Here is an 18,347-nt window from a genome sequence, read left to right as displayed (position 1 = left end):
GCCGATGACAAGTTCCCTCGGCACGGGGGCGTTGCGACTTGCGCAACGCCCCCGGCGGGCACGGCACACGTTTGTCGCATGGGTCTTCTTTGCCCCATTCGCTGCTGTCTTCCTCGTGTTCACAGCGGTTCCGACGATCTCCTCACTGATTTTCAGCCTGACCGATCTGCAAGGCATTGATCTCCGAAATCCCTTCGGCGTCGACTTCATCGGCTTTGCGAACTACAACAGCCTCTTTAACAACAAGATCTTTGTGCGGGCAATCCTCAACACGATGATCTTCGTCGTAGTCGGTGTACCGCTCACCATGTTGGTTGGCTTCAGCCTCGCACTTGCGCTGAACAACGGTATACGACGCCTCCGCGGCCCGTTCCGTACGATCTTTTACGCCCCAGTGGTGACAAACATCGTTGCTATCGCGTTGATCTGGCAGTACGCGTTCAACCAAGACGGCACGGTCAACAATTTGCTCGCAAACCTAGGTTTTGCCGGACCTAACTGGCTCGGCGACCCGAACCTCGCAATGCCCGTCGTGATTCTGCTCGGTATTTGGCGCAACTTCGGCACAGCCATGCTGCTCTTCCTTGCTGGGCTGCAAGCGATTCCGGAGGACGTGTACGAAGCAGCGTCGATCGATGGCGCGGGGTGGTGGCGAAGAATTTGGTCCATCAGTCTGCCACTGCTTCTCCCGACGATTCTTCTTGTCTCTGTCCTGCTTTCTACCTTCTACCTTCAGGTGTTTGACGAACCCTACCTACTCACTGGTGGTGGCCCTTTGAACTCCACAAATTCCGTGGCGCTCTATACCTACCAGCAGTTCGGCTTCGGCAACTTTGGTCTCTCGTCGGCGGCATCATTCGTCATCCTGGTCCTAGTCTCCGTCTTCGCCATCGTGCAATTCCGACTGTTGCGGCCCCGCACATGACTGACACTGCCCAAATAATCATGGAACAAGTCCCCGAGTCGACCATTCCGCGTGCTCAGCCGGCGCGTCGACGCCCTAGCGTGCCCATCGCTTTGCTCTATGCCGCGTTGATATTCGGTGCGGTGCTGACTCTGCTCCCGTTCCTCTGGGTTGCCAGCGGATCGCTGCGCACCCTCGATGACATCCAGGCTGAACCCGGAGCGTGGTTTCCGAGTGAGGTGACCTTCGACAATTTTCTCCGCCTGTTCACTGGTGAAGGATTCGGCGGGTATCTCACAAACAGCATCGTCGTCGCCGCGATCGTTGTTGTGGGAAACATCATCGCAGCGTCCGCGGCTGGTTACGCGCTCGCCAAGTTCGACTTTGCTGGCAAACGAATCGCGTTCGGTGCGGTGATGATGAGCCTGATGGTTCCCTACACAGCCGTCTTCGTACCGCAATTCATAGTGACGGTCAACCTCGGCCTCGCAGACACGCTACTGGGCATCGCGCTACCGTCCGTCGCGTTGCCAATATCGGTTTTCATCATGCGCCAGTACGCATCTTCTATCCCGGATGAGCTCATCGAGGCCGCACGGATCGACGGAGCAGGCGAATGGCGCATCTTTTTTCGCATCTTCATGCCGCTTGCCGGGCCCGCGGTCGCTACAGTCACGATCATGTCGTTCCTCGCGTCATGGAACAACTTCATCTGGCCCCTTGTGGTCGCTCAGAGCAAGAGCTCCTATACCTTGCCGGTCGGTCTCGCGACAACCAGTCAAGCTGCGTCGAATGTCACTGACTACGGCATCATTCTTGCAGGAGCGGTCGTTGTGATGTTGCCTGTGCTGGCTCTCTTCCTGGCCCTGCAGCGCTACTTCGTTCAGGGCATTGCAGGGGTAGGGGTCAAGTAATGCATCCGGCAGATACAGATCTTCTCGGCTCTTGCGTCACCGTCACTGCAAGCGTGGGCCGCATTATTGGTCGAGCAACAGAGGGCGTTGACACGTTTCTAGGAATTCCATACGCGGAAGCGCCCGTCCGCGAACGGCGTTTCGCGGCGCCGGTGGCGAGGGCGCATTTTTCAGGATCATTCGATGCGAATGTGTATGGTGCAACGCCGCAGCGGGTCTCACTCTTCGCGACGACCACTGTGCCCGAACCGACGATCCCCGGCGAGGACGTTCTCACCCTCAATATCTTCGCGCCCTCAGTTGACATTGGCGGTGGCCATCCTGTGCTCGTGTGGGTTCATGGCGGAGGCTTTGTCGCGGGTTCTGCAGCGAGCCCCTGGTACAACGGGGTCCGATTCGCACGTGAAGGTGTGGTTGTGGTTACGCTTTCGTACCGACTCGCGGTCGAAGGTTTCGCGCCCCTACCGGGGATACCGACCAACCTCGGACTGCGCGATGTCATTCTGGCGCTGAAATGGGTGCAAGCGAATATCACCGCATTTGGCGGTGACCCAAAAAGAGTGACCCTCGCTGGCCAGTCGGCCGGCGGCGGAATCGCCCTCGCTCTCATGTCGTCACCCGCTGCAGTCGGTCTCATGCACCGGGTCGTCAGTATCTCCGGTGGTATCTTCGCTCGGGAAAGAGAGCAGGTCTTGCGCTACGTCGACCGACTTGCGTCGGTTCTCCGCGTTGCGCCGACCCGCGCGGGATTTGCTGATGTCACGGATGTTGCCACGCAGCGTGCCATTGCGGACTTGCGCAACGATGAGGGAACCGATCCCCTATCGCTCAGCCCCGTTGTCGGGGACGATGTGTTGCCAGAGCAGATCGTCGATGGTCTTGCCCGGAGAAATCTTGACGTTCCGCTCTTGATCGGTAGCACGCTCGATGAATTCGACGGGGGGCCCACTAACGAGAACCCGACCTCCCGTTCGTTTAGCGATGACGAGCGGGCCGTCGCACGCGCATCCGGTCAACGCATGACCGACATCTTGTTTCGCTCGGCGGTGCCACAATGCGCGGCCGCTCGCGCAGGAGCACCAGGGGGAACATGGTCATACAGCTTCGAATGGCAGAGTCCGCTTCTTGGTGGAGCGACGCATTGCACTGACATTCCATACTTCTTCGATGTGCTTGATGCGCCAGGCGTTGCTGATTCGCTCGGTGAGTCCACCCCGCGCGAGGTCGCCCGGGCGATGCACTCCGATCTCCTCGCATTCGTGTGTGGAGACGAACCGAAGTGGCGCCAGACAAGCGGAGCACGCGGCGACATCAGCCGCGTCTATGGGAGGGTCGATAGCCCACCCGCGACCGATATTGCCGCAGTCTACGATCCGGTGACACGCGGATGACGATCCGAAACCTGCCTGCACGACTCAACAGATGGATAAGGATGATTTCAATTGCAGGGACTTGATCCACGAGCGCTCCGCCGCTTCAACACTTCCGCGGCACTCCGCGCCCTCGCGGTTGCTGCTGGCCCAGTTGGCATGTCAGAACTCGCCGAGCAGACCGGACTCTCGCGGCGCACTGTGGAACTCATCCTCACTGCTCTCGTTGAGGCAGGCTGGGTCTCCGAGCTCGACAGGGTTCCGCTCTCCGGCGGCGCTGGCCGCCCACCGCGGCGCTTTGAACTACGCGCCGACCACTCGCTGCTAGCTGCAGCACGGGTTTCAACGCTCGATGCCACTGTCGTTGTCGCCGATGTCCGAGGGCGCATCCTCGGCCGAGCCCACCGCCTACTGCCCGACTACTTCGACCCGCAAGGCACCCTCGACGTGGTCGCCGAGCTAGTCCACGAAGCCCTTGACGATGCCGGCGGATCAATCGAACAGTTACGGGCCGGTGCCATGGCCGCCGGTGGTGCAATTGACGAGAACGGCATCATCCATCGCCTCGTGCACGCGGAGGCGTGGGTAGGCATGAATCTGCCCGCAGCGCTAAACGCCCGCGTTCCGGTCCCCTGGTTCGCCGACAACGATGCCAATCTCGGAGCCCTAGCCGAACGTTGGCGAGGGAATGCGAGCGACCACGAGAACATGGTCTGGTCGATTCTCGGGGTGAGATCGGGACTCGGCGTCCTCATCCGCGGTTCAGTACATCGCGGGTTTCAGGGCGCTGCCGGTGAGATCGTGGAAGCGCAGCCACTCGACGCAGGGCTGTTCAACAAACGCCCTGTGGCCTTCCTGACCTCCCCGATCTCCGAACAGCGGGAGCAGGCAGAAGAGGTCTATCGCCGTGCGCGCGCGGGGGACCCGGACGCGGAGAAAGAGGTCGACGCTTTCGTCGAGCATGTGGGCGATATCCTCACCACCCTGTCATGGACGATCGCGCCGTCACTCATCGTGCTAGGAGGCGGACTTGAGCGGGGTGCAGATGTCCTTCTTCCTCGGGTGCGGGACGCTCTGCGTCGCGCACAGGCACCCGAGATCGAGCTGCGAACAAGCACGCTTGGTGCTGACGGCCCGCTCATCGGCGCACTCAGATTTGTGCTCGACCGAATGGACACGGAGCTCTTCGGACCGTTGGTTCCGGACGTGTAGAAGCACCGATCCCCTTGGACACGAACCCCATCACCCAGGAGAAGTGAATGACTGAGAATGATCGAGTCGATGTGCTCATCGTAGGTAGCGGAATCATGGGCGCGGCCGCGGCACGCCTTATTCGTGAGACCGATGCGACGGCGCGAATACTGATGGTCGAGGGTGGCCAACCTATCGGTGAAACAGCGGGGTTACACCTGCACGACGTCGACGACCCGGCGCTCTGGAGCACATACAACGAGAAAGTCGCCACCGGTATCCAGGCCATGTATACGGGTGCCGAAGTAGTGCGCGATGCTTCCGGGGGACTAAGCGACCTCCAACCGGGTATGTTCCATACCCTCGCCTTCGGTGAACAAGCGGAAGCGATGCCAGCATCGGCGTTGGCATGGAACGCGGGCGGGATGGGCGTCCACTGGACGGCCGCGACACCGTGGCCTGCAGGAGCTGAGGTATTTGATTTCGGCGACGCCGAGCAATGGAACGCAGACCTTGCGCTCGCCCAACAGGTGCTCAAGGTCACTCCTGCTCCGCTAGGACCCACCAACACGGGTCGTCTCGTGATTGATGTGTTGCGAGAGGCGCTCGCTGAAACCGCCCACACAGGTCGTGATCCGCAACCCATGCCGATGGCCGTGCAAAAGGCCAAGTCTGGTCCGCTTCCGCGCACCGGTCCAGGAGTTATCTTCCCTGCCATAGCGGGAGAGCCCGATGCGGAATTCACACTTATGACCGGTACTCTCGCCGTGGCATTGATCATCTCAGATGACGATGGGCAGGTGGACGGCGTCCGAGTGCGCGATGTGGCTTCAGGTGTGGAGTTTGAATTGTTCGCCAAGACGGTCTTGATCTGCGCTGACGCACTTCGCACTCCGCAGTTGCTTTTTGCCTCAGGTATTCGACCCGACGCCCTTGGTTGCTACCTCAACGAGCACGCCTTCGTCACCGGTCGGGTTCTTCTGGACACAGAGAGATTCGGACTGTCGACCTCCGAGTTGCCCACACCGCACGAGGGAGAGTTTTGCACCGACGCGATATGGATTCCTCAGAACGGACCCGACCAGCCGTTCCATGGCCAGATCATGAATACCACCTACTTTGACGAAGATGACGCTCCACTCGCTCACTCCGTAGGCATATCCCTCTACAGCCCCGTGGAATCGCGGGCCACGAACCGCCTGACTTTCTCCGACACGGATCACGACATCGCGGGAATGCCGCGCATCCGGTTCGAATTCGAATACTCATTGAAGGATCGCGCGCTCATCCAGCAGGCAATCGCCACACTGCACAGCTTGGCTTCGAGATTCGGTACACAGGATGTTGAGACCGAGATGGCCGTGTTGCCCCCGGGTTCGTCGCTGCACCTTACAGGGACTGTGCGAATGGGAGCCGACGACGACGGTACTTCGGTCTGCAGTCCGGACGGACGCGTGTGGGGTTTCGACAATCTTTACGTCGCCGGTAACGGGGCGATACCCACACCAGTGGTCGCGAACGCCACTCTCACCGGGGTGGTGACGGCAGTGCGCGCGGCGCGAGCAATATCGCGTCAGCTACCTGGGCCAGCATCCGGTGAGACTCTCCAATTCACCTCGACAGGAGCATCAAATGAGTAGTGCACTGCGCAAGGACAGAATCGCCCTCAACGCGATCCAGTGGATCAACCTCAAGGCAGATCCGAACGACCCGTCGAGCGAGGACCTCTGGCTCTTCGCTGATCCAGCCTTCCGCGCGGACTACCCTGCCGTGCTCAAGCACATCAGGGAGGCAGGGTTCACTGCGACGATGATGGAAGTGCTCGCCACTCAGACATTGCAGGACTATCGCCGTATGGTCGAAGCAGCCGGGCTGGAAGTTGCTCCGGGATACACGAACGTGTCGCTACCCGAGGACCACGGCGTTACTTTGCGACCAAACAGCGCTGAATGGATCCGTTGGTTCGACGGCGTGCGACGGAAAGCGGAGGAATCGAATTTCTTCGGACTGTCGACGATCTTTCTCGCACCTGAAGTGTCATGGGCGCCGACGACCGTGCGCACCCAAGAGGCCGTGGGCATCGGTGCTTCCTTTGATTCAGGACGCCTCGACAGAGTTATCGATATTCTCGGCGCAGCCGCTGAAGTTTTGCAAAACGAAGGCATCCAGGCAGGGCTTCACAACCACGTAGGAACATGGATTGAGACAGAGGAGGAGATCGAACGCACGCTTGCGGCGATCCCTGCTTCGCTCCTCGGCGCGTCCTTCGACGTTGGCCACCTTGCTTGGGCCGGCATCGATCCAGCCAGGATGATCGAACGGCACTCTGCGCGGCTGCTAGACCTGCATATCAAGGATCTCGACATGTCGATCGCGGATCGGAGCCGCGAACGCCCGACGCCCTACCGCACCGCGACGAACGCGGGTATCTTTCTAGAACCCGGCCTCGGACAGCTCGATCTCGACGGCATCATCGCGGCACTGCCCGAAGACTGGGATGGCTGGACGATCATCGAAGTGGACCGCGCTTCGATGGACCCGACAAAGAGCGCCGCAGTGAGTTGGGCTTGGGTAGCGCAACATCAGCGGTGACCAAGCGGGTCGAATATCTGAACGGCTCGAAACGTCTGTCGAAAGATACATGGTTCGGTGGGCGGCTCCGTGTCTCGAAGCCCTTGCGAAACGCATGGGGCCCGATCGTCGACTATCTGCGTTTCGAACTCGCGCGCTCTGCCCGCGGGATCGCTACGGCAACGCTCGGCGACTGGGTCGGACCTGACACCGATCCAGGTGGTGGTATCCCTGACGAGGACCCGCGCGTCTCCGCGACCGTATTCCTCGCGATGATGTTCGCCACCGCAGCGAAAATCGCTCGCGTACTCGGCGAACCTGGCGGCGAATGGCAGATGGCGCGAGAGCAAGTTGGTCACGCGTTCCTGGCAGAGTTCTTCGATAGCGAAACGGGTTCTGTGCGGGGTGTTGGCGACGATGGATTTCGCCAATCACATCAGGTGCTCGCGCTTGCTGTCGACCTTATTCCGCCGGAGCAGATTGGTTCCGTAGTGCACGGACTTGTCGCCGATGTCCGTGCGCGCGGAAACCGTCTCAACACGGGGGCGCTCGCGACAAAGTGGCTGCTTCCTGTCCTTACCGAGTACGGTCATGCCGATCTCGCGTTCGCGATCGCAACTCAACGCACCTTCCCCAGCTGGGGATTCTGGGTCGATAGTGGTGCGACATCACTGTGGGAACACTGGCACGCCGATTCGCGATCGCGCGGTCACTACTTTCTTGGCACCATTGACGACTGGCTTTTCGAACATGTTGCTGGGCTGGCGCCTATAGAGCCAGGATGGCAACGAGCGCGCATCGCGCCGCGTTGCACGCACTTGCTTGAGCGCGCGTCCGCCGAAGTGGCAACTCCCTACGGGCGGCTTGCCGTCGATTGGCACAGAACTCCGAGCGAGCTTCGAATCGCGATCGACGTGCCGGTCGGGGTCGTTGCAACGGTGGAGGTGGGTGGGTTCTGCCGCGACTACTCGTCCGGACAGCACGATATTATTGTGCGATCGCGACAGGCGCGCGGGTCATAATTCGAATGCAAAGCGCTCGGAAACGAATAGCGCCACATTCTCTGAGGCAGCGGCTAGGCGAGAAAGCCCCTGAGAAAGAATGCAGTGAAATTGCGGTCGACCAAGGTCAGCGTTGAGAACTCACATCCGCAGAAAACCGAGTGTTTGAGAATGAGTGCAGCCGTGGTGATCTCGGTGAATATGGGTTCAAATCCCACCGTCACCGCCAAAAAACTCCCGTTTATCGGGGGTTTTTTCTTGCGGTTTTGGCGCGTGAGAAAGACTTGAGAAAGAACGGTGGCGGTTCTGGGTTTATTAGCGGGTTTCGGACACACCCTCGCGGACTCTCGAAAGACTCAGCATGGCAGGAATCGGCGGAAATACGGGGCTTTCGTTCTGTGTCGACACGCTGTAGGTCAAACGTTGCGGACCCCTACCGTGGGTCGCCGCCGAAATACACTCGTCCCGGAAACAGTGCTTTTGCGGAGGATCCGATCAAAGTTTTCGGCAATATGTGCGAGCCGGCATCATCGGGCATCTGCGCGGGTCACCGAACGAGACTCGCGCAGAGACCTCCCGAGCGCTCAACATTCCGTAGCCGACCGAGTTCAACGCGATTGACAAGCTAGTGGACCAGGGGACGCTGATCGCTGATCCGCCGCGAGCGACGGCCACCCGCGGTCAGTGCGTTCGGTATAGCGTGAACGAACGGCTAATCAGCGGGATGTATCTGCAGCTGGGGATCGCGCTGGGGGAGATTTAGGCTGCAGTCGAAGCCGAGAGTTCTATTCGTCAGCCATCGTCACTCAATGCTCGGCTAGGGGGCGGAATCAAACCCAGGCCGAATCACCCTTTTGGGTGCGGCTTCCTCCGCCAGAAACTGGGAGGCTTTCGTGAGAATCTCGACCTAGAGTTCGAGCTGGCGAATTCATTTGCGTGCCCGGCGCAACTCCCCACTCTCTAACGTAGCGACTGCGGGCCGCTCACTCCGATTCACTTGGTCTTGGCGGATCCAGTTATACAGGCACGACTGGCTGATGCCCAACTCGGCCGCGATCAGTGGTGACAGTGAACGGCGGCCCGTGCACATCGTCCGCGAGGCGGTCCACGGCGACTATACTTTGGTCACCGTAAGGCCCTGAGAGGGCGACGCTCAATGCGCGGGCCGATGGACTTCGGGAGGGAGCACCACCGAGCTTCGCCGCGGTACCACCGTCGAACCTCCACGTATTCCGCGACCTCGACTCGGAGGATCGACAATGCTCATCACGGACGGCTGCGACGCGACGCATCCCCTCTTGATCAAGCTCGTCCGATCGTTTCCGCGCGCGACGATCGGGCCCTGGAAGGTGAGCGACGGTGATCTGTGTGAAGCGCGACAGTAGATGTCGCACTGCCTTTCCATTTCCTTATCGACAACGCGCGCTTCCACCTCGGCCTGGCAGATGGCCTCGACTCCGAAGCGATCTCTCATCTGATTGATGAAACGGCTCATCTCGTCGCGGGACGGCCCGGTTCTTTCTCAACGCTTTCGCGGCAGGTCCACCCGAACTGGCATCACCGCGGATCCTGCGCTGCCGCGCGAAGATTCGAGTGCCAAGCGAGCGGAACTTGATTCCGTATCACTCTGCAAGCGACACGGTCGAATGGGGGTGGCGCGGATGGCAATACGTAGGTCGCACATACTCGTGTTCGAGTGCTCGACCGGGAGGGAAAAAGATTCTGATTTCGCGTAATAACTACGCCAACTATGAGTCTCATAGTAAAGGGGATGATTCCGCGCCAGGAGACTTTTCTTGATGTATCTTGCGCGATCAACCCTTGGAACTGTTAAATTGTCCGAACACGCACCTGTGGCCCGAACATGGGTGTGACGATCTAACGCCACGTCGCGTTTGATCAGCTGTGGTCGCAATCTTGGGGGAGAAATGCACAAACACAACGCTGTTCATCGCGCTATCGCGGCTGCTGCCGCGGTAGGAGTCGCGCTGGCGACGACGCTGACCGTAGGGGCCATGCCAGCTTTGGCTGCAGGCGAAGTGCTCAACGTGATCGTGGTCCAAGAGGACGGCACAGCGCCGTTCGATTCAATGGACGCCGACGCTACGAACGGGGTTGTGCGCACCAACGACACGGTGACATACACCGTCAGCGTCGCAAACCAGGGCGGTGCGTTGTCTGCGCCGCAGGTTGTATTCGAGCTTCCACAGGGGCAGGAGCTAGCCTCACTTCCGACCTACTGCCTGACTGGTTCCAGCGTGACCCCTGCGTCCTTGGGGGCCCTGCCTGCGCCGTTGTCTGCGACGAGTTGGGAATCTTTCCCGGTGCAAACGGTGACCTGCGTGCTTGCCGATCGAAGCACCAGCTCGACACTCGACTACGACTTCACGGCCAAAGTGCGCAGCGAAGTACCCAACGGCACAACGATGGATCCATTCGAAGCCACAGCCAGTGCTACCGCAGCGAGCGATGGTGCTCCTATTGAGCACACTTCCAACTCCGTAAGCGTTGAGGTCGTCGCTCAGCCGAGCTACGACATTTCAAAAAACGGCACCAGCTCCGCTGACGACAACTCCGGCTATGTGGCGGTCAATGAAACGACCTGTACGACGCAGTCGTTCATCGATGCCGGATATGTCGGATGTCAAACGCTTCGTTTCCCGATCCTGATCTCCGTCCAGGCCGGCGGTAAGGGGAACACCCCGCTGAGCTCAGATATAACCTTCATCGATGACATTTCCCCCGACGTTTTCTGGGGAGCAGGAACCACAGCCAAGGCTGGCTGGGATAGCTCACTCGCACCAGCTGTGCTCGGCTGTGGAGCGGTGACTTCACTGGGCACGGGCGGCTCTTTCTTCCCGTACGGTTCTAGCGCGGCCGCTGGCGGCGCCACGGACAACGCTGTTCGTAACTCAGGAACGTTCGATTGCTCCCCGGGCTCTACCGGGACTATCTCCGTCACGATTTCAGGTACGGACACGACAGCGGTGACGTACCCATCGCTGAACGGGACGCGCAACGTCGCAATGCCTGCAGATAAGGCTTATGTCGTGTCCGGATGGTTCACCGTCGAGTACCCGATGGCGGCGCTTTCTGCCATCGGTGAGTTAGCGCCAGATAGCGAAGGCTCGTACCGGCTTCCATACGAAAACAGCTATGCAAGCCTCACAGCAACGGACCTGTCGGGTGCAGAGCTACAAGCTGAGACGAACACTGACAACAACCACCGCCGTGGTACAACAACCATCGACCTGACCGGAAACTTCGGGAAATTCTTTCTGGGCGAACCCGGGAACACGTCGAACTCTGGCGGAACGGGGTATGCCTCGGGCAATTTCGCTGGGCCCGCAGGCTCGGCCGCGCTCCGTGACGGCAACGGTATTGTTCAGCCGGGAGGCAAGATCCTTTCAGGTCTGACCGAGGGCGGCGATAGCCCTCCAGGGTTTGGGGCTGTGACACAGATCATTTGTGATGCGTGGGATAACACCGCGATTTCCTTGACTGCCGCCGAGTGGGCGGGTCTTGACGCGGGCACAGTGTCTCCCGCTGCGCCGTTCGGCACCGCCGGCTACGAACAGAAGTACCCCTCGAATGGGGCAGCGGTTTGGCTGACGGACTCTTCCACGGCACCCCTGCCGACATACACCGTTGAGTACAACAGCGGCACGCCGGGCGTATCCAGCGTGAACTCATGTCTGAATGAGGGCACCGGTTGGGTCTCTGATCCCGCACTTGTTGCTGGCAACGATCCTGCCTTGGCTGCAACCGGGGTTTACACCGCCGTGTCGCAGGTGCGAATCGTCACCAGCATCATCAAAGATGACATTGCCGATGCGTTCGACTACAGCACCTCATTCAGTATCGGATTCACCGTTCGGGACGACGTCGAAACAGGCGACGTTATTGGAAACTGGGGAAGCACAAAGGTCGTTTACAGTGATTCCAGCACTCCGGTATCTGCCGCTGACGCATTGGCTGACGCGGGAGACTGGAAGTTTCAGTCCAGCTACGGGCCCGAGCAACACACCGGCCGTGCGGGTGACCGAGTCACTGTTCAGGCCGTCACTGCTCGCCTAAGCAAGCAGGTGTGGGACCCCGCCGCCAGCACTTGGGTTTCCAACACCGTGCCGGTCTACTCGTCCGACACCGAAGCGAACTACCGATTGCGGCCTTCTTTGACTGCGGGCGTGACCACCGGTGCGACTTCGGCGGTCATCATTGAGGATTGCTTGCCCCGTTATCAGTCATTCGTCAGCTCAAGCTTGGAAGGGGGAGACGCAATTCTCCCTGCCCTGGTGTCGACCGATGCGAATCCGGCCGGGGCGACGCTTACGTGCGATGCGGCCGAGACCTACATTCGTTGGGAACTCGGCGAGCAACCCATCAACGGCGCGATCCCTGCCGTGCTCTACACCGTGGCAATCTCGGCGACCGCACCAAATACCGTGCTGACCAATGAGGCGAAGGTCACCGCCGAGGGGGACACCTCTACAGACGCAGCGCGCACCTCGAAAGCAAACATTCAAATCGAGACCCCCACGGGCATCAAGATCGACAAGACGGTCGTCAATCCGCTGGTCGAAGTTAATCCGGCGGACGCTGCAAACCCGCGCTTGCTTGAGTGGGATGTGTCCTTTGCTGTGATCGACACAACGGGAATCAGCAACATCGACGTGATCGATGTGCTCCCTGCCCAAGGACTGGGTGGTACCTCATTCAACGGGACGCTCGCGTTCGATCAAGCGACCATCGATGCCTCTGACGGAACCCCGGTGTTGCTTTACACCTCAGCCGCTCCTGCGTCGCTGAATTCTGACCCGGAAGACTCAACGAACGGTGCAGCTGGTGCCACAGTGTGGTGCGATGCTTCGACCGGAGGGGTACCCGTCAGTGGCTCCGGAACTGCTGCTGATTGCCCAGCGAATGCCGCCGAGGTCACTGGACTCCGGGTATTGATCGCAGGGTCGTTCCCGGCCGACGGCACACTCGACATGCATGTGTCGATGATTGCGCTCGGTAACAGTGGTGATGACGTGTATATGAATGCCGCAGCGGCGAACGCCGACGGTGTGCTTCAAGGCGTGGGCCCCGTCACGCGTTCGCTCACGGTCGTGGCGTCGAGCATCGGTGATCTCGTGTGGAATGACCTCAACGCGAACGGAATTCAGGATGAAGACGAGCCTGCAGTTGAAGGCGTGCCCGTCCTGCTGTCGGGTACAGATCAGAACGGCAACGTCATCACCGCCAGTACGGCAACGACGGTAGATGGAACCTACCTGTTCAGCAATCTGCCGTCGGGCACCTATGTGGTGACGTTCGACCCGCAGTGGGTGGAAGAGAATGGCTTCTTCTTTACGGACCGTGATCAAGGAACAGGCGACGAGGTTGACTCGGATGCGGACCCGCAGACAGGGCAATCAGGTGAGATTGTTCTCGGCGTGGCCGATGATCGTGTCGACGTCGATGCCGGTCTCGTTCAGGTCACTGGCGGCCTTGTGATCGTGAAAGATCTCTCGGGAGTCGGTAGCGACAACGCAGTTGGACCGTTCAAGTTCTCGGTGACGTGCACATACCTTGGCGGTGTCGTGTTCGACGACACCGTCACGCTGGAGCGGGTCGCGCAAGAAACCACGATGGAAAGCGATCGTCTGGCTCCGATTCCAGTGACATCTTCATGTGTGATCACGGAAACTGACTCCGCGGGGGCAGATGCTGTCCCCGAGTCGGTCACAGTGGTCATTGTCGAAAACAACAATGAGAACACCGTGTTTGCAGGCTTCGTGAACGAGTATTCCGCGGGAACCATCACCGTTGCGAAGGTACTGGCTGGCGATGGTGCGGACCGTGAAGACGTGCTGGCGCTGAACTTCGTCATTGACGTTGTTTGTCAGGTGGATGTCGATTTGGCTGAACCGCTCACCGTGTACTCAGGCTCGATCACGGTGAAAGGTGGAGAGTCCGTAACTGCGACGCATGCCAGCGGTGAAACTGTGCTCCTGCCGCTGGGATCGCGCTGCTACGGCGTTGAGAGTGATGACGGCGGCGCGGTGAAGTCGAGCGTTGACTATGACAGCGAGGACACTGCCGTGTTCGTGAGTGCCGGAAACCCTGGCGAGCTTCAATCGCTGGTCATCACCGCCACGAATTACTTCGACGCGGTAGTCATGCCCGTGCCTGTGGACACCCCCGACAACACGCTCGCAGTTACAGGTGTAGCGGTCGGAGGAACACTGGGCATTGCAACACTTCTCATCGTTTTGGGTCTCTTTCTTGCAAAAGCCAAGAGGCGCGATGGGATCGCTGAAGGAGCGTAGCTCGACCCCACGAGCAAGCGAAGCCTCGAGATAGCTGGATTACCGGCTAGTTTCTCGAGTCACCTTCAGCCGCAGGCGAGGCAGACACCCCAGGTCTCCTCGCCTGCGGCTATTCCCGCTTGCACGGTTCGTCACGCCTGAGCGCGATGCCAATGATTTGGACGCAGTAAACCCTTTCGGTTCTACATGATCGACGGACGGTATTCAAGGCGCCTGAGAAGGCGTTGTCCAACCTCGTCACAGGGGATCGATTCGTTTAGTTCGACTGGACTACGAGGGATCTGCTGCGAGTGTGTTCTGCGGGTCCCGACAATGATGCGGGCGTTCAAAAACAGAACCCTGTCTCGAGGAGACAGGGTTCTGTGTGGGTTCCGTGTGGGTTCAGAGAAGGCAGGAAGGGGTCGCAGGCGGTGACGAAAGAAATTCAGCTACTCGAGGGTGCACGTATCGCCGAATCACGCCACCCACACCAGGTAGACGGTTGCGGTTCAGGAGGCGGACGCGTCGTAGACGCTCTCACCAGCGACCACCGTGCGCACCACGCGGGCGCTCAGCAGCTTGTCGACACCCTCATTGAACGGGTCCGTGTCGAGAATCACGAAATCCGCCTCCTTGCCGGCCGCAAGTACGCCGCGGTTCTCTGCGCCCACGACCGACGCGGCCGCATCGCGCGTCGCGTGTACGAGCGCTTCGGCCAGTGGTAGCGCGCCCGAGGGGTCGCGCGGCGCGAACGACGGGTCGAGTGCGGATGCGCGCGTGGCAGCGATATAGAGGTTCGGCAGTGCGGCATGCGGCGCGGTTGGGGCGTCGGTCGAAAACGCGAGCAGCGCCCCGGCGTCAATATACTCGCGCCAGGCGAACGCCCGGTCGACCCGGTCATCACCGAGCATCGCGGCCCAGTTGTCGAAGATGGCGGGGTCGGCATGTACGGGTTGCATCGAGGCGGTCACGCCCAAGCGGGCCATGCGTTCGGCCGTGCCCGGCGCAGCATACTCAAGATGCTCGATACGGTGCCGTCGGTCGTACTCACCATTGACGCGGATGGCGTGCTCGATCGCATCAAGCGCAACGGTGCTCGCGCGGTCACCGATCGCGTGTAGCGCGATCTGCAGTTTGCACGCATCCGCTGCCGCAACCACCGGCGCGAGCGCGTCATAGGGCCAGATGAGTTCGGCATTCGAGCCGTTTGCATACGGATGCGTCATGGCCGCCGTGCAGGCATCGATGACGCCGTCGAGCACGAGCTTGATGCCCACGACGTGAAGCCAGGGCGAATGCACCTCCGCCGCGAGCTGAACGGCGCGTTCTACCTGCTGCCGGTTGGCGGTGTCGTCGCCGGTGTTTTCGATGAACCAGTGCCCGGCCACCCGAAGCGGCAATCGGCCGCCGCGCCTGGCCGCTGCGCGTTGCAAAGCGGCCAAGCCGAGTTCGTCGAGAGCCATATCCACTGCTCCGGTGACGCCGGCAGCGGCGTAGGCCGACAGCATCCGCTCGATTGCTTGGTCACGGTTGGCATCGGTCGTGACCGATGCCAAGAATGCCCAGGCATGCTGTTGCGCGGCGGTTTCGTAGAGCAGTCCGGTGGGCTCACCGTGATCGTCTCGTGAAAGACTGCCGCCGAGCGGATCTGCTGTCTCCGAGGTGATGCCGAGTTCTTTCAGCGCGGCCGTGTTTACCCAACACGAGTGGTAGTCGTTGGCGTCGAGGTACACCGGGATGTCGGGGACGACCGCGTCAATCATCGCCGCCGTCGGCACGGCGCCGTCGAAGGAATCGAAGAGCCAACCCGTGCCCAGCAGGCGCGTAGCGTCGGGTTGAGTTTCGCGCGCCGCCAGCAGCCGCTGCAGAATCTGTTGCAGGGAGCGCGCATCCGTCAGCGGTACGCGCCCCAGCGCATCGCCCATCATGACAAGGTGGGTGTGCGCGTCAGTGAACCCGGACAGCACCAGGCGGCCGGCGAGGTCGGTGGAGTGTGCGTCGGGGCCGGCTTCGGCGCGTGCCGTGTGTTCGTCGCCGACGTAGAGTAGCTCGCCGCCCTCAACGACGAGGGCTTCGGCCCACTCGTTCTCGGTGCCGGTGAAGATACGGCCACCGGTGTAGAGCGCGCGAGTCATACGAGGGGCTCTGTGCTGGGCTCTGCGTTGGGCTCTGCGTTGGGCTCTGCGATGGGCTCTGCGTTGAGCTCTGCGACGGCGAGTTCTCGCGCCACACGCTCGGCGCGGCTCGAGATGGCGGCGACGGCGAACGCGGGCACGGCGAGAACGAAGCTCGCGACGCCGAGCGCCGTGACGAATCCTTGATAGCCGAGAGCCTCGACGAGTGCGGCGCCGATGAGGGGAGTGAGCGCTGAACCAACCAGGTAGACGGCGAGGAGCGGACCGGACCAGCGCCCGTCGGCGTCGAGCGCCGCGGAGGTGGACACGAAGTACATGAACGCAACCGCGTAGATGGTGTTCCACAGAATGAAGACGACGATAAACGAGGTTTCGTCGGTCGTGAACCCTTCGACGATTTTCAGGATGCCGCCTGCGACGAGCAGCCCCGCGAACGGCACGGCTCGGCCGAGCCGGTTGCCCACCGCCATCAAGGCGATCGACCCGATGAGGCCGCCGGCCGTCGAGCCGCTCAGGGCGAGACCGAGACCTTCGGGGGTGAGGTTCGCTTGGGCGGCACCCATGACTCCGGCCATTGCCCACAGCGAGTCCTCGCTGATCGCCCACAGCGCGAAGGTTGCGAGGAGCACGAATCCCGCGATGGTGACGGTTCGGTCGGGCGTGCTTGGGGTGCGGATAGCGCCGGTTGCGGCGACGTCGATCGGCATGGCCTCGGCTTTGGAAGCTCCGGCGGGCGCGGTGGTGACGGGCGCCGCGGGAAGCCAACTGGTTGCGACGAGCGCGATAAGACAGAAGAGCGCAAGCGAGCCGAAGACGTTGATGGGGGCGAGCCCGAACAGCGGCACGACCGCTAAGACGATCGTGACTACTCCGCGATTGGCGAGGCCATTGAACCCGGCGACGCGGTCGGGGTTCCGAAACGCGGCGAGGGCCGCGCCGGAAGCAGCAACGGCAGCGCCCGCACCGGCTCCGCCAACGATCAACGCGGCAGGCACGATGAACGTCTCGGGTCCGAGCGCCGCGATGAGATAGAACGCGAGGGCAACGGCCAGGCCAATACGCGCGATCACGCGGCGGTGGCGCCCAGCGCAGAGGGGAGCAATCGCAAGCCCGACGATGGCGGTCGCCAAGAGCGACGCCGTGACCACCCAGCTCGCGGTGAGTACGTCAACGCCGAGCCCTTCGTGAAGAGCCGAGATCATGTAGGGCGAAAGATTTACGCCGAGGTAACCGGCGATACCGATCGCGAAAGTGGCGGAGGCGGTAGGAAAGCGCAAGGGAACGCGCACGGAGAGATCGGTCATAGGTGTCCTTTGTTCGGGTCACTTCGGTGTGGCAAGTCGTCAACGCCTAAACGAACGGTATTCGTTTATTGTTACACCCATGTGTCACCGAAGGGACGCCCCGATCTCAGATGAAGCCTTTAGGCTGTTGAGACGCCCACGGATGGAGAGCGCATGGCCCGGCCCAAAGTGGCGCTGCTGTCGGCTGGCCGTATCGCCGATGAGGCGCTCAAGCTGGTCGACTCCGGCACGCCTTTCGGCGTGAACGCGCTGGCGCGGCGCCTCGGAGTGACACCGTCGTCGCTGTACAATCACGTCGATGGCAAAGACGCGATTATTGAACTCATGCGCGCCCGCGTCGTTGCCGAGTACATGCGCGGCTTCGCACATGAATCGTGGGATCAGGCGATCGCCGAGATCATGCGCCAACAACGCACGATGTATGCGGCTCATCCGGCGCTGGTTCCGCTCATCGTCGGCAAAACCATCACGGATGCCAAGGCGATTGAGCACTACGATCTTCTCGCGACCAGCCTGGTCGATGCCGGGTTTCCTGAAGACGAAGCGCTCGCGCTGATTGCGGTGCTTGACGCGTTTGCGATCGGATTCGGTCTCGATCTCACCGCACCCGATGAGATATGGCAACCGCCCGGCGAAACGAAGACGCTCGGCCGGCTCATTGACG

Annotated in this window: 11 protein-coding genes; 9 read left to right on the top strand and 2 right to left on the bottom strand. The window is 60.9% G+C overall.

From position 1 onward, the window contains the following. Positions 1-4 precede the first annotated feature (4 nt). The 8 genes from AB0O81_RS13480 (at position 5) to AB0O81_RS13445 (ending at position 14,265) form a co-directional block, all read left to right on the top strand. On the top strand, positions 5-925 hold the full coding sequence (locus tag AB0O81_RS13480; protein WP_363585103.1) for a sugar ABC transporter permease: 921 nt from the start codon (positions 5-7) through the stop codon (positions 923-925). Then, positions 922-1,818 carry a carbohydrate ABC transporter permease gene (locus AB0O81_RS13475; RefSeq protein WP_363585101.1) on the top strand — a complete coding sequence of 299 codons (897 nt, stop codon included), beginning with the start codon at positions 922-924 and terminating at the stop codon, positions 1,816-1,818. Before AB0O81_RS13480 ends, AB0O81_RS13475 begins: the two co-directional genes overlap by 4 nt. Beyond that, positions 1,818-3,209 carry a carboxylesterase family protein gene (locus AB0O81_RS13470; RefSeq protein WP_363585099.1) on the top strand — a complete coding sequence of 464 codons (1,392 nt, stop codon included), beginning with the start codon at positions 1,818-1,820 and terminating at the stop codon, positions 3,207-3,209. The genes AB0O81_RS13475 and AB0O81_RS13470 overlap by 1 nt, the downstream gene beginning before the upstream one ends. A gap of 51 nt (positions 3,210-3,260) precedes the next feature. Further along, positions 3,261-4,400 (top strand): ROK family protein, encoded by a 1,140-nt coding sequence (locus tag AB0O81_RS13465; protein WP_363585097.1) that lies wholly within the window; start codon positions 3,261-3,263, stop codon positions 4,398-4,400. 47 nt (positions 4,401-4,447) lie between these two features. Further along, the gene (locus AB0O81_RS13460; protein ID WP_363585095.1) at positions 4,448-6,019 is read left to right on the top strand and encodes a GMC oxidoreductase; all 1,572 of its coding nucleotides are present in this window, start codon (positions 4,448-4,450) and stop codon (positions 6,017-6,019) included. Continuing rightward, the gene (locus AB0O81_RS13455; RefSeq protein ID WP_363585093.1) at positions 6,012-6,971 is read left to right on the top strand and encodes a sugar phosphate isomerase/epimerase; all 960 of its coding nucleotides are present in this window, start codon (positions 6,012-6,014) and stop codon (positions 6,969-6,971) included. The genes AB0O81_RS13460 and AB0O81_RS13455 overlap by 8 nt, the downstream gene beginning before the upstream one ends. Beyond that, positions 6,968-7,972, top strand: a complete 1,005-nt coding sequence (locus AB0O81_RS13450; RefSeq protein ID WP_363585091.1) for an alpha-L-rhamnosidase C-terminal domain-containing protein — start codon at positions 6,968-6,970, stop codon at positions 7,970-7,972. The genes AB0O81_RS13455 and AB0O81_RS13450 overlap by 4 nt, the downstream gene beginning before the upstream one ends. Before the next feature lie 1,907 nt (positions 7,973-9,879). After that, positions 9,880-14,265: an SdrD B-like domain-containing protein gene (locus tag AB0O81_RS13445; protein WP_363585089.1), complete on the top strand. Its 4,386-nt coding sequence runs from the start codon at positions 9,880-9,882 to the stop codon at positions 14,263-14,265. Positions 14,266-14,753: 488 nt separating this feature from the next. On the opposite strand, the gene AB0O81_RS13440 is transcribed toward AB0O81_RS13445, so the two are convergent. Next, positions 14,754-16,379 (bottom strand): amidohydrolase, encoded by a 1,626-nt coding sequence (locus tag AB0O81_RS13440; RefSeq protein ID WP_363585087.1) that lies wholly within the window; start codon positions 16,377-16,379, stop codon positions 14,754-14,756. Further along, the gene (locus tag AB0O81_RS13435; RefSeq protein WP_363585085.1) at positions 16,376-17,683 is read right to left on the bottom strand and encodes an MFS transporter; all 1,308 of its coding nucleotides are present in this window, start codon (positions 17,681-17,683) and stop codon (positions 16,376-16,378) included. Before AB0O81_RS13435 ends, AB0O81_RS13440 begins: the two co-directional genes overlap by 4 nt. A gap of 153 nt (positions 17,684-17,836) precedes the next feature. Between AB0O81_RS13435 and AB0O81_RS13430 the strand changes: the two genes are divergently transcribed. Continuing rightward, positions 17,837-18,347: TetR/AcrR family transcriptional regulator C-terminal domain-containing protein (locus AB0O81_RS13430; protein ID WP_363585083.1), on the top strand; the 511-nt coding region annotated here is incomplete at its 3' end.

It is taken from the genome of Microbacterium sp. NPDC076911 (assembly GCF_040687125.1).
Taxonomy (GTDB): Bacteria; Actinomycetota; Actinomycetes; order Actinomycetales; family Microbacteriaceae; genus Microbacterium.
This window is presented reverse-complemented; position numbering and strand designations above follow the sequence as displayed.